This window comes from Paenibacillus nanensis, from assembly GCF_003583765.1.
GTDB lineage: Bacteria > Bacillota > Bacilli > Paenibacillales > Paenibacillaceae > Pristimantibacillus > Pristimantibacillus nanensis.
This window is the reverse complement of the sequence record NZ_QXQA01000001.1, coordinates 496,207-509,611: the sequence shown is the minus strand read 5'-3', so window position 1 is coordinate 509,611 and position 13,405 is coordinate 496,207. Positions and strand designations below refer to the sequence as shown.

The 13,405-nt window shown below is 53.2% G+C and carries 10 protein-coding genes; 3 read left to right on the top strand and 7 right to left on the bottom strand.

The features are described from left to right. Positions 1-26: 26 nt before the first annotated feature. The 4 genes from D3P08_RS02185 to D3P08_RS02170 form a co-directional block, all read right to left on the bottom strand. On the bottom strand, positions 27-932 hold the full coding sequence (locus tag D3P08_RS02185; RefSeq protein WP_119597767.1) for a helix-turn-helix domain-containing protein: 906 nt from the start codon (positions 930-932) through the stop codon (positions 27-29). Between the two features lie 117 nt (positions 933-1,049). Continuing rightward, positions 1,050-5,948: a DUF4132 domain-containing protein gene (locus D3P08_RS02180; RefSeq protein ID WP_119597766.1), complete on the bottom strand. Its 4,899-nt coding sequence runs from the start codon at positions 5,946-5,948 to the stop codon at positions 1,050-1,052. A gap of 14 nt (positions 5,949-5,962) precedes the next feature. After that, complete coding sequence (locus D3P08_RS02175) at positions 5,963-6,382, bottom strand: hypothetical protein (RefSeq protein WP_119597765.1); 420 nt, start codon at positions 6,380-6,382, stop codon at positions 5,963-5,965. A 41-nt stretch (positions 6,383-6,423) separates the two neighbouring features. After that, on the bottom strand, positions 6,424-8,343 hold the full coding sequence (locus tag D3P08_RS02170) for an FAD-dependent oxidoreductase (protein WP_119597764.1): 1,920 nt from the start codon (positions 8,341-8,343) through the stop codon (positions 6,424-6,426). Between the two features lie 97 nt (positions 8,344-8,440). On the opposite strand from D3P08_RS02170, the gene D3P08_RS02165 reads away from it, so the two are divergent. Further along, positions 8,441-9,646, top strand: a complete 1,206-nt coding sequence (locus D3P08_RS02165; protein WP_162848336.1) for an acyltransferase — start codon at positions 8,441-8,443, stop codon at positions 9,644-9,646. Positions 9,647-9,673: 27 nt separating this feature from the next. Here D3P08_RS02165 and D3P08_RS02160 read toward each other — a convergent pair whose 3' ends face one another. Further along, complete coding sequence (locus tag D3P08_RS02160; RefSeq protein WP_119597762.1) at positions 9,674-10,033, bottom strand: Lin0512 family protein; 360 nt, start codon at positions 10,031-10,033, stop codon at positions 9,674-9,676. Between the two features lie 167 nt (positions 10,034-10,200). Between D3P08_RS02160 and D3P08_RS02155 the strand changes: the two genes are divergently transcribed. Then, on the top strand, positions 10,201-10,968 hold the full coding sequence (locus D3P08_RS02155; protein ID WP_119598007.1) for a MerR family transcriptional regulator: 768 nt from the start codon (positions 10,201-10,203) through the stop codon (positions 10,966-10,968). A gap of 28 nt (positions 10,969-10,996) precedes the next feature. Here the strand turns inward: D3P08_RS02155 and D3P08_RS02150 are convergent, their stop codons facing one another. Next, positions 10,997-11,986, bottom strand: a complete 990-nt coding sequence (locus tag D3P08_RS02150; protein WP_119598006.1) for an ADP-ribosylglycohydrolase family protein — start codon at positions 11,984-11,986, stop codon at positions 10,997-10,999. A gap of 223 nt (positions 11,987-12,209) precedes the next feature. On the opposite strand from D3P08_RS02150, the gene tlp reads away from it, so the two are divergent. After that, positions 12,210-12,425, top strand: coding sequence for a small acid-soluble spore protein Tlp (tlp, locus tag D3P08_RS02145; RefSeq protein WP_119597761.1), 216 nt, complete (start codon positions 12,210-12,212; stop codon positions 12,423-12,425). Between the two features lie 78 nt (positions 12,426-12,503). On the opposite strand, the gene D3P08_RS02140 is transcribed toward tlp, so the two are convergent. Further along, the gene (locus D3P08_RS02140) at positions 12,504-13,388 is read right to left on the bottom strand and encodes a hypothetical protein (protein ID WP_240647208.1); all 885 of its coding nucleotides are present in this window, start codon (positions 13,386-13,388) and stop codon (positions 12,504-12,506) included. Positions 13,389-13,405: the final 17 nt, after the last annotated feature.

The following is a 13,405-nucleotide window of genomic DNA, read 5'->3' as shown; positions in this document are numbered from 1 at the left end:
GGTCGGCCGCTCCCGTCTCGTTCTTGCTATTCGCTCTCTTCAAAGGATAAGTTTTCCGGCTCGTCCCTTAGACCCGGATCCGCTCCCAGCTGCATATTCGTGCTCGGCGTCTTCAGATCGACGGCTTCAAAGGAGAAGCCGTCCATCCATACTTTTCCTCTGCCCGTCAGAAGAATGCCGAACGATATCGAGGCGCTGTCCGCCGGCACGTCCAGCACGACCGAATAATGCTGCCACGGCAAACTGCCATTGATAGGCCTGTTGCTCATATTATCGAACTGGATCGTATCGCCTTCCGCATTGTCCACTCTCATCCATAATCCGGCGAAATGCTCCACGTTCTCCGCTTTCACGAAGGCCGATAGACGAATCCGTTCCCCTTTGTATTTGTCCGATTTGAATTGCTGCATGACCGTCGCGAATTGCGTCTCCGACGTTGCGGTTATCGACTTCAAATAACCGGACACCTTGCCCATATGCACGGTCTCCCGGTCAATCCCCATCTCGTAATGCGCCGGATCGCTCCCGCTTAACAACCAGCCTTTAATCGTTCCCGCTTCTTTCATATCCGCTCTCTCCTCTCGAGTCTTGGGGCGCTGCCGAACGGTGCCCATCACCTTCCGGTAACGGCCCGGAGGCATGCCGAATTCCTTCTTGAATGCGCGGGTGAACGCTTCTTGTGATTCGAAGCGGCACCTGAACGCGATGCTGATAATGTTTTCCTCCGAATAGATTAGCAGTGCCGAAGCAGTGGCCAGCCTCCTCGACCGGATATAGTCCGCAACGCTCATGCCTATCTGGCTTAGGAAGATACGATGGAAATGGTACATGGAGAAGCCCGCTGCGGCCGCAACGCTCTCAAGGGTCAACTCTTCCTCCAAATTCGTCTCGACGAAATGCAGGGCTTGAACAAGTTGAGGATGGTAGCTCACGTGATCACCTCTTGTATGAAGAATAACACGTTCCTAACCGCTAATTTTTGATTTAAATTGCGGTATTCGATGCGCGAACGAAAAGCCCCGCTCCCGAAGCGGGAACAGGGCTCGCGATTAACTAATCCGCAGCTGGCTTAAAATTTGCGGATCCTTTATTTTATGATCCTCTGCAAGCATTACCACTTTGGACAAAATTTCTGCGGTTCTTGGGTCCTCGTCCAGGAACGGGAGAAACAGTCGGCCTCGATGCTGGGAGTGAACGGGGATAATATGCAGAGCCCCTCGGGCTTGCATATGCGCGACTCCGCTTCCTAGATGCACGCTGTATCCGCCGAGCTTCCCGTCGATTATGACATAATTCCCTTCGAGTCTAACATTCGTAAGCTTAAGAAGTCGCAGCGACTCTTGAACGACCGCCTTTCTCATTTCGACCGTGCTCAAGCTTGCCTCCGGATCAACGCCGCCAATATGGGCGACGCTGACGACAAGATCGACGTCCCGCATCGTTTCGGAGAACAGAACGGGCGGAATTTGCTCAAATGGCACAGGCTTGTAGGTCGAACGGTCATAGAACCGGACGGTTTCCAGAACGGGAGCCTCTACGTCGGAAGGAGAGAACCAGTCCGCCATTGCATGTAACGCCGCTATAACGTTATGCGTATAGTCGACCTTTTGGAGCCCTTCCTCATAGCTGACTGTCCAGCGTCTGCTTCGCAGCAGCGCGGCCGTTTTCCTTGGCTGGACTTGATGTCCCGCATATCTCCGGCTGACCATGCCGCTTGCAAGCTCATCCGCATTGGGAAGGTATAGCTCCCGGAATACCTGCTTGAACGGCTGCCGCAGCTGCCTTGCAAAAACATACTGCTGGTATTCGCCCCATCTCCCGCTTTTGTACAAATGAACAGGATGCGCTATCTGCAGCGCATCGGACTCGCCGATTGGCGTATCGCCATTGGTTACATCCGTCAGGCAGTCGCCCTCCGGCTTGTAGAAGCCGAGCTTCTCGCCTGCTTGAAAGACTAGAGCGCGGACAAGCGGCTCAATGACGGGATTCGCGCATAGCGCCTTCAGCTCGCTTGGCAAAAAAACGCTTTCCTTCTCCATGGAACGTTCCAGCTCAGCCTTGGCGCGTCGGTACTGGTCCGTCAGCTCTGACTTCAGTTCCTTCAGCATTTCGATATAGGGATGCTTCTTTAGATCGGAAGGCACCGATTTTAACGGTTTGCCTTTGCGCACAATTCGAATGTCCGCGCTTCCTTTTTCATCGACCGTGAGCTCAGCGGTTGTCGCTTCATCCAGCGAATGCGGCTGAAAGCTCTCGCGCATACCTGCAACCTTGTTTGCTTCCATGGCCCATGTCAGCCGAATCACGTCTTTGAAGCCGGCATTACGCGCTAAATTGCCTAACGCAATAGCGGCCGCTGTCGATTCGCTGGCGCGCCTCTGAGCGCCGAACGATTTGCTCTGCTTGAGAAACTGATGAATGAAATCGTACCGCTCCCGAAGATCCTTGCCCCCGTCATCCTGTAACGGGATCAGGCTATAGCAAAGCAGATGATCCTTATTCCGTTTCTCTTCCGCCGATTTTTTCATCGCGCTTGGATCGAGCCTGCCAAGTACGGCATCGGCGAATAATTGCGATCTTCGATGATTCGCCCCGCCCGAAATATACTTGGCGCAATCATAAAGCACAGCGAACCGCTGCTCGCCAAGCTGGCGGTACGCGTCCATAAACCATTCGATATCGAACGCGCCGTCATTGAAATCCTTCGCCCCGATCGGCGAATAATGGGCTACAACCGCTTCCTTCTCCTTCGAAAATCCTTCGTTCACATGCGCATGGAAATACCATGCTCCGGTCCGAAGCCCTTCCCAGCCCAAATATTCCGTGACGATGTCGATCCATTGCGGCGCGTACATAGCGGCTTCCAACAGACGCTTTTCCGGCATGTTTGTGCCTTTCAGCATCTCTCTCAGCGTATGGGCGTCTTCGCCTGGCAGCGGATGCGCAATGCGGAGCAAATAGCTGAACGACTCCTTCTTCGTCGCGTTGGCGCCGCGTCCGTACATATAGCCCCGCACAAACGCGTCTTTCCCAAGCCCGTCTATCAATTTAAGCCAATACGCCATTCCTTCTATACGGTGGAAGGAATTGACCAGCTCGGTGGCGTCCGTCGGCAAGTCGCCTCTTTCCAGCTCAATTTCTAAGAGCCGCCCGATAATGTTGTCATAGATCGGCTTCCAATCGATCCGGCCGAGTCCGTCATCCACGCTTCGTTCGCTCGTGATGTACCGCATATAAGACGCGCGGCCTTTGCCGGTCAGCCATTCCTTAAGCAGCTCGTTCTCGCCAATGATTCCTTCGCAGCATGCCCTGGCATAATCCGTATTGTGAAAGACGGTGTGGAAGCTCTCTTCGTTGACCTCATGCTCTCTCAAATAAGTGATGTGGAAGTAGCGCCGAAACGAATCGGCGTCATAAATCGAGCTGCGCACCAGCTGCGCCCACGGCTCTCCCGCTCTATAGCGGCCCCAGCCTTGGTCATCCTTTCCCTTATCCCGCTGCGATTCGACTTTGAGCGAAATCACATAGGCGGGATAGACGGCTTCAAATAAGTCCCGCTCATCGCTTTCCAGCAAATATAAACCGATAAGCTCTCGGACATGCTTTCTGAACGTTAATGCCTGAACGATTTCTCCAACGCTGCGCATCCATTCCTTCGGAAAAATGCGCTCGATTGCTTTATCCCTTTTCGCCGCTTCCCCCAAGCTTTCCAGCCACTGGTTAATCGTAGGGGAGTAAAAGAAAATTTCCAACGACAACAATTCATCCGTCTTCCAGCCGCTTTTAGCTAAGAAATGCGACCATACCTCGGGCAAAGGATAATCCTCAATCGACGCTTTGCCGCCGCGAATTCTTCCGGCCCAGCTGAGCGGCTCCATCCGGTCTCCCAGCAAGCAGGTCGTTTTTGAACCGTCATATTGCTCGTACTCATATTCATAATACCGATGACTGTGTATTAATTGGTCTAACCCTTCCAAAAACATTTTTACGGACTGGACCGGCATTTGGAATAAACGGTCCAGCTCCCGTTCATTTATTTGGGGCCACTCACACAGCCATTGCTCGGCAAGCGCCGGATCAAATAAACCAAAGCCGTTCTCCCGCGTATAGTTGTCTTTGCGGCCCAGCCTGCGGATAAATTGCCGCTCTCTTTCCGTTACATCCCGCAATGAATGAATTTGGGGAAGGAGCTTTTCCATCAGCGCCGAATGCTCCTCCTTATCGCTCATTTCAGCGGCGATCTCGAGCGCCGCGATCCGCTGAAGCTCGTTGCGCGATTGCAGAAGCTTAGTCAATGACGTTACCTGATTCTCCGGCGGCTGGCCAAGCAGCACAGCGATCGCATTCTGCCTAAGCGAGCCCGTTTTTAGCTTGAGGACCTCGATAATAGGGCTCAGCTCATCCTCGCGCAAAACGATGCTTTTCACTCTTTCAAGCGCGATTTCCCTTATCCTCATGCTTTTATCGTTCAGACAGCTTAACAAAAAAGCCCGCTGCTTCGCGTTATCCGTATCCTCCAGAAAATAGCGGATAAATTCAATACGGACATCAGGGCTAATCCAATCCGCCCACTGCAGCAGCTCCGTAATCCATTGGGTATCCCGATCATAGGCGATGAGATACAGCAGCTTTTTAAAGGGGAGGTCGGCGTTGTATTCGACATGGATATGCTCCAGCGCTTTAGAGGCTTGCGCGTATTTGCGGTTGTTTATGCTGAGCAGCATATCTTTTATTTTCCGGAAATCCCGCTCGCGTTCCGTCTTCTCCGCCAATTGCGGCGTTCGCGTGATCGCAAACTTTTCGTCTTCCGGCTGCCAGAAGTAGCCCACGGAGTAACAATAGTTCGTCAAAATCCAATATTGCAGCTCGGGGTCCGCCTCATCCAAATGCGCTCTGGCTATGCGAAATTGAACCTCGCTGTTCTGGCTGTCGGCGAGAATATACATCGCGACGATTTTCTGGTTGATCTCGCCGCGGTTCATTATCGCTTCCACCGCCCGAACCAAATCCCGCTCCTCATGCACGGCCGTCGCCCACAGCGACGCATACAATGCAATGGAATCGCGGCTGCTCAGCCCCTCCGCTCTGCGCTTATCGTCGGTTAGCGCCTCATACACTTTATCCAGCATTTTTTGGGCGACGCGAGAATTGGCGGCTTCTAACGGCAAGCCCGTCCAGACGCTTAGACCGCGCACGACTGAGCTGAAACGAATATAATCGTTATCGATAATTATCTTGAGGATGTACAGGTTCGCGGCCAACGTTCCTTCATCCATGCGCTCAACAATGGTCTGGCGAAGTCCCTCTTGAAGACGGGCGGCAATGAGCAAATCGCCAATCATTCGATAAGCCGATTCGTCATGGCTCATGAAAATGCCCTTCACCATCTCATTCGTAAGCAGCGCCGTCTGGTTTTCTCCAAATATAATATCTTGGAGCGCCTCTTTCACCGTCTCGTTGCCGTTGTCCAGCTCGAAAGCGATCCTTTCGCTAATGATGGGATCTAGATGCCTGTAATAATTGTAACTGTATTGGCGGTCGGTTAAATACGCGTTGAGCGAAAATCCGTTGCCGTGCATATGAAGGATCGAACCCATTTTTTTAAGAATGACAGGTATTTGCACCTCGGAATCCGCCGTTCGGAACGGCCTCCTGGCATATCCCGTTGCATAAGGATATTCCGGATTGTGCCGGATGACGTAACGCAACAAATCGCCGGCGTCGCGGCCGAGCAGAAGATCCAGCGTTTCGGCAAGCGGCTCTAGCTTTGCGTTCCGATCCTCTCCGGGCGTCAGCTTCTCGAGCTCTTCTTGAACCTCCAAAAAGGGCTCCTTCCTAAAGTTCTCGTTCAACGAAGCAACTAATCCGCATAACCGGCTCAAACGTCCCTTTACCTTGCTGGCTTTCTTATGGAGCATTTCGTTAAAGACCTGTCCTTCTTCCCTCACGTCTCGTCTCCTCCTTACCACATCGCTCCGGCAAGCATCGTAAGCCGCATAAAAACAATTTCGTCGCCGTCTTCTATGTTCAGCCGTTCCTCCAAGGCGGTTACTTCTTCCTCGCGTATAAAAACACGGTAAAGTCCATCCTCGTAAGCAAGGATGGCGGCATGCACGGAATCCCGGGTAGGGGGCGGATTCTCGTTATAGATGTGGCCAAAGCCGACTTTACCCGCGCTCCCTTGGGCTTGAATCTCTTCATTTGTCAAATACTTGATGAGAGAGGCATCGCTTTGTCCGTTTTGTAACGCCTTTATGTTGCGCGTTACGATTGCGGCAATCAGGCCCCGCAGCGTGCCCGGATGGGCGTCCAGCTCGATCTCTACCCTTTCCAAATAACGGTTGCGGCGCCCGATGCTTTTGACTACTGCAAACAGCTTCATGCCGATTCCTCCCCTAGTGAGCCTATTCCCGGATCTCGAAATTATTCATACGCGGCTCCGGCATAGTTCTTCACCACGTCGCGGACGAGAGAGAACACTTCGCCGTTCGTCAGACGCGAAGGGTCGACGACCGATTGCACCGTCTCTGCGCTCAGCCAGCCCCGGGCTGTCAGCTCGCTCAGCGCACCGTTCCGGTCGGCGTTAACCCCCGCCGTTAAGCAGACCGTATAAGCCAGCTGCTCCAGCGTAAGCGGAAGCTTGCTCGGCTCGTCTAGCCCCTCCAGCGCAGCATAAGGATTGCCGGTAAAATAATCCGCGTGAACCGTCTTCACCATCGCCATGCTGTTCGCGAACCGCTCCGCGTTCGATGCCCCGTCTAGGTCGAACGCCTCGTTAAATTCGCCGCCGAATGCAAGCGACATGCTGACGGCCGCCATCAAGCCTTTATAATGCTTATGCTTCGCATATTCTGGAACCGGGAACTTGGCCCATGCGAGGTCCATCCCCTGCTCGGCGAGCCTGCTTTGCAGCTCCTGAATCGCATCCCGGGATGCCGACAGCTCCCGGAAGGTCATTCCCTTCTCCTGCGCCAGCTTCGCCGCGGCTCCCGCCGCTTCTCCCGTGGCCATGCCAAGCGGAATGACGCGTGCGCTTCCGTGAGGAATCGAATCAAAGCTGGCTGCCCGGCCGACAACCAGGAGGTTGTCCACCTTCAGAGGAACGAGCGAACGGAACGGCACTCCATATTGCTGAGGCGCCATCACGATGGCTCCTCTGTCCAAATGATTGATGCGCTGAATATCCACCGCATAAGAGCCGTAAGCGATCGCGTCCCAAAAATCGCGGTTATCCAGCACATCCGCAGCGGTCAAGCGGTATTCGCCTTCAATATGCCGCGTCTCCCTCACATAAAGCTCTTCGGCAACGCCCGCATATTGCACAGACGCAAGCTCTTTGTACGTGCTGCGCAAATAGTCGACGATCAGCGGCGCCTCCTTCTTGCCGATCTCCATCGCCTCCCGGACCGACTCCGGATTCAGAGGATCGATTCCGAATATATGCATCGCGTTAATGAGCACCGTATCGTCATTCTGCCTGCCGACGTTAAGCGCGCGTATGCCCACCCGCTCCGGATTGGAAGAAACATAGTCCCTTGCCTTCGGAAATCCCCATGCGCTCATCTTATCGATACCCGTTCCGTCTCCGATTCGGCCGAAGGAATCCCACACCTCCTGCGTCACGCCGCTCATCTTGAATACCAGCGTGACGGCCATTTGATCCTCCGCCCTGCCGATGTCCTCCCTGCCTATGGTATACGGCACACCGGCCATAGCGGCGATGTCGCCGTCCTGCGTCGCGTCGATCACAGCTCCGGCGCGCACCTCGAACGTTTTGCCGCTCCTATCTGCGATGCGAAGACCCTCTACAGCGGCCGCTGCCCCGCCGCTCGTCACGATCGGTTCCATCGATTGAACCTTCATCAGCACATCAATGTTCGGCTCGCCCTTCACCATCCGGTAAAAAACGTTAGCCGCCGTGTTCACATCGAAGGAGGTGCCTTCGATCTGGTCATACCATTCCTGAAAAATACCTTTGTTCAAAAAGTTATGCTTGCCGAATAACGGCTGCTCCGGCGAATAGTTCAAGTCGAGCGAGTTCAGCCACCCGATCGTCATTAATCCGCCAAGGATCTCCCTGTCCCGGCCGTCTACAAGCAGGACGGACAAGCCGTTCCTCGCAGCAGAGACGGCAGCTGCCACTCCTTCGGGGTCGGTGCCGGCGACAATGACATCGTATTCTTGCTTCGGCTCCTCCGCCGATTCCACCTGCAGGAGAGGCTGGTGCGGAAAGTTCATCCTCGTGCTGTTGTTCTCCAAATACATCCACCCAAGTATAATTCCCGTTAAACCAACCAGAAGCAGCAGGCTGGATGCCAGCGCCAGCCATCTTTGTTTAAACATGTTCATGATGCCCCCTAACTTGACGAAGTCTGCCAAATCCGCCAATATGTAAATAGGATGAAATTGGAAAACTATGAATCTAGGAACGGAGGCGCGCATGAACCAGCTCTTGAACGCCCGCGCGAATAGAAGCCGAATTTCTGAACTCGACCTTGTACGCGCCTTTGCGATTATCGGCGTGCTAGCCGTGCATGCCACATCCTTTGCGACAACCGAGATGGTATCCGATCCCGCAAGCTTCCCCGTATATAACTTCATCAATATCTTCATGAAATTCGGCACGCCTGTTTTTCTGTTCCTTAGCAGCTTTGTGCTGTTCCTGAACTACTTTCCGAGACCTGTGTCCAAGCAGACCTTTACTTCCTTTTATAGGAAAAGATTGATTCATATCATTATACCATATCTGGTATTCTCTACAATCTACTATGCAGCGGTCGCCGTGACCCGCGAACCGTCCGAGCAGCCCGCCAGCTGGCTCATCGACTTCGCCGGCAAGCTTGCGAGCGGAACCGCCTACGCCCATCTCTACTTTGTATTTATCAGCGCCCAGTTCTACTTGTTATTCCCTCTTCTGTTATGGACGTTAAAAAAATGGCCGAAGCTCATTCCATGGTGCATTCCAATCGGATTTGGCGCGCAATGGGGATTTTATGCCGTCGGCCAATGGACCCCGATTAGCGGCAGCGCCAACTGGGCGTTCACTTACTTCAGCTTCTATATGCTAGGGGTGTACTTGGGCATCCGCTTCGACTCGCTGCGCGCAAAACTATCGCCGTTTAGGCAGCTCCGCCAATTCCGCTACCGGTCATTAACCGTGCTCCTATGGTGCGTCTGGCTCGCGGCGGGCATCGGGCATAGTTATATTTGGTATGCGAAACGAACGTTAACCGAATCGCTGCCTCCTCTTTATGTATACAGCATGTTCTGGAACGGTTATGCGATTTTATCCGCCCTCGTGTTCATGCAGACCGCCTTCTACGCGCAAGCAAAACAAAGCCGGTCCTACCTGCTTCGCTTGCTGAAAAAGCTGGGCGCCTTGTCGTTCGGCGTTTATCTGCTGCACCCTCTACTTCTTGCGGTCTACCGCGAGCTGAAGCCCGCAGCGTTGCCGGTTGCCGGCCAGCATTTATGGTATGCGGGCGGCTTCCTGCTGGCGCTGTTCGGTTCAGCGCTAATCGTCGCCTTCTCGCATCGGTACCTGCCCTTCTCCTGGCTGCTGTTCGGCAAAAACGAGCTGAAAAGGACAACCGGCCGCATTCCAGACGCCGAATCATTCGGCGGCAATAAAATCGGCCTCCGTTAAGGACGGAGGCCGTTTCATGTTATTTTATTAATATCCGACCTCGACCGACGCGATTACGACGTAGGCTAAGTCGTTGCGGTCTTCCTTGTCGGCCAGCACGATGCCGCTCGTCGTCAGCATGCCGCCGTCGACGACCTCGAATGTCACTTGCCCGTACGGCAGCTCCTCGCGAACCTTCGTCAGATCCAGCCGTTCTTTATCGGCTGGAACAGCAAGTCTGACGTTCACCTTCATATTGTTTAAATCTCCGCCGGGAAGCACCGACCGAATGCCAGGCATCGAATTGTGGTGAATGGCGTTTTGGACCGCCCGTACGGCCGCTTTTGTGACGTTCTGTCCGTGAAGGTCGATGCCCATCCCGATTTCTACAAACATCATTTTTTCCATAATGGATGCTCTCCTCTCTTCATGCGCCGTTCCTTGTGTTATTGCCTATACGCATTCTACCATAAAGGAAGACTTGTCCAAAAACGATTGAAAAGCAACGCTTGCACCTCACGTTACGTAAGGATGTATGCTTGAGGAAACAAAAACGCATGAAAGGCGGCTGCGGAATGGGTAACGAAAAAATCTATTCCATTGGAGAATTTGCCAGGCTGACCGGCAATTCCATCCGGACACTGCATTACTACGACGAAATCGGGTTATTGAAAGCTAAAAAAAATGCCTCGGGGCACCGGGAATACAACGCTCGGGATATCGCCAAGCTGCAAAAAATCGTCACCTTGAAGTTTTTGGGCTACAGTCTGGAGCAAATTATCCCGCTTATGGATCATGCGCAGTTCGACGCAAGCTTACGGGATTCTTTGCTTGAGCAGAGACAAGGGCTCGAGGCGCAAAAGAAACGAATTGAAACCGCGATGCGGGCCATTAATCGCGCAGTCGCTTTAATCGAGGAAACGAAGGAAGTCGACAGCGATATTCTGCTTACGATTATCCATAGCATCCAGACGGAGAAGGAGCAGCGCGATTGGCTGGAGCAGTACGTCGCGCCGGAAACCGTAAGCGGGCTGTTCGACCGGCCGAACGAGGAACTCGAGGAGCTCGATAAGCTTTATGTCAAGCTCGTCCAAGAAGTGAAGCGTTTAGCCGGCACACCGATCGATTCCCCGGAAGCGCAGAAGCTGATCGAAGAGCAAATGAACATGAATTTAAGCTTTGTCGGTGAGGATTCTTTCGAGCAGCTGTCAACGCTCTCCGAGCTGGATGAAGAGAAGCTGAAGGAGCTTGAAGCGTTAGTGCCCCTGCCGTTCACGGCCGAAGAAGAAAGCTGGCTGCAAGCGGCGATGGAGTATTACATGAAGCAGCACGGATTAACTTAGTCCGCGCTGCTTCTTCATTCCTAAATCTTTATTCCGCCGCGTCGGCGCAGAACAGATAAAACCGTTCAAGAAGCGCGTCAATCTTATCCTTTCGGACGATTCCGCTCAGCCATTCCGCCGGAATCCCTTCCATTCCATGCATGATCCCCGACAAGGTTCCCGCGATAAAGCCGACGGTATCGGTATCGTCACCCAGATTCACGGCTTTAAGGACGGCTTCGCGAAATGACCCCGAGCTGCCCGCGCACCAAATTGCCGCCTCAAGAGAGTGAACGACATAGCCGTCGGACTTGATCTCCTGCTCCGGCAGCGAAAAGAAACCCGCGTCAAATATTCGCGCGTAATGCGCCAGCTCGCGCTCGTAGCTGTGGCCGTATTCATAATGCTCGTTGAATAAGGACTTAATGGCGGCTAGCGATTCCTGCAGGGTAGCGTTGTGGTATAGCCGAATTAATAATTCAACGTAAAGGATCGAGCCTACAATCGAACGGGGATGGGCATGCGTAATCTCGGTATAGCTTTTAATAATTTCGGCTTTTTCGGCGAAGTTCTTATGATGAATAAGCAGGAAGGCTGCCGGCGCTATTCTCATGAGAGCCCCGTTTCCGTTGTCATATTCCCCTTTTCCGCCGCAGGCCTCCGCCGGAAGCCCGTCCCTGAACCTGGAAACAGCTTGGTTTGTCGCAATTCCGATATCGAACATGCGGTCAAATGGCGTCCAATACCCTTCCTCCGCATATTTGACGAATTTGCGCATTAAACCGTCCGCATTCTCGTTTTCAACGATGCTCTCTATGGTGCATAAAGTCAAAGAGGAATCGTCCGACCATGTTCCCGGAGGCTGATTGTATGTACCATAGCCGGTTACTCCTTCAATGCGGAAGGTTCCTCTCTTTTTAAACTCTACCGGAACGCCGAGCATGTCGCCGATAATACCGCCATAGAACGTCGGCAGCACTTTCTTTTTCATATTTGAACGCAAAAAGCTTTTGCTGTCGTCCCGCCAGCTTTCCGTCATTTTTCCACTCTCCTGTTTATCCCGCTTTTCGGCGAAAGGATTTTCTTTATTCATCGTAGCCCCTGCCTCTTTCTACCGTCAAGCTGCGGCAACGAGGGGACCGAGCTTTTTTCCAAATGAGCTCCCGGCAAAAAAAAGAAAAATTTTTACAATTTTTATGAATAAGAGAAGCTGATCCTGTTCACTCTATAAGAGGATTTTCAAGAAGATGGGAGGGATAACGATGGCAAAGCCGGATAACCGCGCGGATAATGTGGAGCATCTGCAAAACCACATCGAGAATACGCAAGAAAATCTGCAGGAAGCAGAGCAATATCTTGCCGAGCATGCTGAAGAAATTTCAGCTGTAGAGAAGCGTAATATTATCGAGAAAAACGAAAACCGTGAAGACAGCATTCAAGCCTTCAAATCGGAAAAGCAAGACGAAATGAACCAATAATGACACCTTGAAACGAAGATCCCCCGCAACCTCGCTTCATGCAGGAAACGGGGGATTTTTCAATTCCGCTCGGTCGTTCTATAGCGTTTCAAATTTGGCGTCGTAGAGACGGAACATCGTTTTGTAGCCGGACTCATCCACCTTAACCCCGACATCCAGTCTGCCCGTCACCTGGATCGGATCGGACGTATAACGGAGCTTGGAGCCGTCCTTCACGAAGACGATCATAATTTTGTTCCAATACGTCTCGTCTCCGTTATCGAACGGACATTCCGCTCCCGGCTCGGGGATCAGCAAAAACCAGTTGCTGTCGAAGGACAGCACTTCCCCCATAAAGCCTTTGATCTGAACCGTCTTCCGCTCATCGGACAGATCCCAGAAACGATCGGACGGCGTCGTCTGTTCCTCGTTGTCGAAAAACTCGCTCCAGCCGATTTGCGGATATTTGCTCGAAGAGGTTTTTTCAGGTTTCGGAGTTGGGGCGGGCTTCTCTGTTTCGCTCACGGCCGTCTTCTCTGGCGTAGAAGGCTTCGCTGCTGCTGCTGTTGCCGCCGCCTGCGGCGCCTTGGAAGGAGCTGCGCTAGCTGCTGGCGCCGTTGTCGCGTTATGGACACCCTCCGCCTGCTGCTCTTCCTTCTCCGGCGCGCTTCCTTTACCGCCTGAGTCTGGCGCAGCCGTATAATTCCCGCTCGACGCTGCCGGCGCGAAGGTCGCGGCAGGCTGCGCGCTCTCCCGCGTTTCCGTTACAGCCGCTTCGGCAGCTGCCGCGGCGTCAAATTGACCTTCGCCAGCGGCATGCGCTTCCGTCTGCACAGATTCGCTCTGAACGGAACCGATCTGAGCGGCGTCGCCGAACGATCCCGCTTCCACTGCCGCCGGCTTGCTTTCTCCGCATCCGCTTAGCGCGATGGCCAGCGCGGTCAAGCAAAGGGCTAGACGAACTTTTCCAGTTCGCATGTTCATGTCTTATACCGACCTCC

Coding starts and splice junctions, on each gene's coding strand:
- D3P08_RS02175 (WP_119597765.1), bottom strand. CDS start 6,382: ATGAAGCTGTTTGCAGTAGTCAAAAGCATCGGGCGCCGCAACCGTTAT.
- D3P08_RS02170 (WP_119597764.1), bottom strand. CDS start 8,343: ATGTTTAAACAAAGATGGCTGGCGCTGGCATCCAGCCTGCTGCTTCTG.
- D3P08_RS02165 (WP_162848336.1), top strand. CDS start 8,441: ATGAACCAGCTCTTGAACGCCCGCGCGAATAGAAGCCGAATTTCTGAA.
- D3P08_RS02160 (WP_119597762.1), bottom strand. CDS start 10,033: ATGGAAAAAATGATGTTTGTAGAAATCGGGATGGGCATCGACCTTCAC.
- D3P08_RS02155 (WP_119598007.1), top strand. CDS start 10,201: ATGGGTAACGAAAAAATCTATTCCATTGGAGAATTTGCCAGGCTGACC.
- D3P08_RS02150 (WP_119598006.1), bottom strand. CDS start 11,986: ATGACGGAAAGCTGGCGGGACGACAGCAAAAGCTTTTTGCGTTCAAAT.
- tlp (WP_119597761.1), top strand. CDS start 12,210: ATGGCAAAGCCGGATAACCGCGCGGATAATGTGGAGCATCTGCAAAAC.
- D3P08_RS02140 (WP_240647208.1), bottom strand. CDS start 13,388: ATGAACATGCGAACTGGAAAAGTTCGTCTAGCCCTTTGCTTGACCGCG.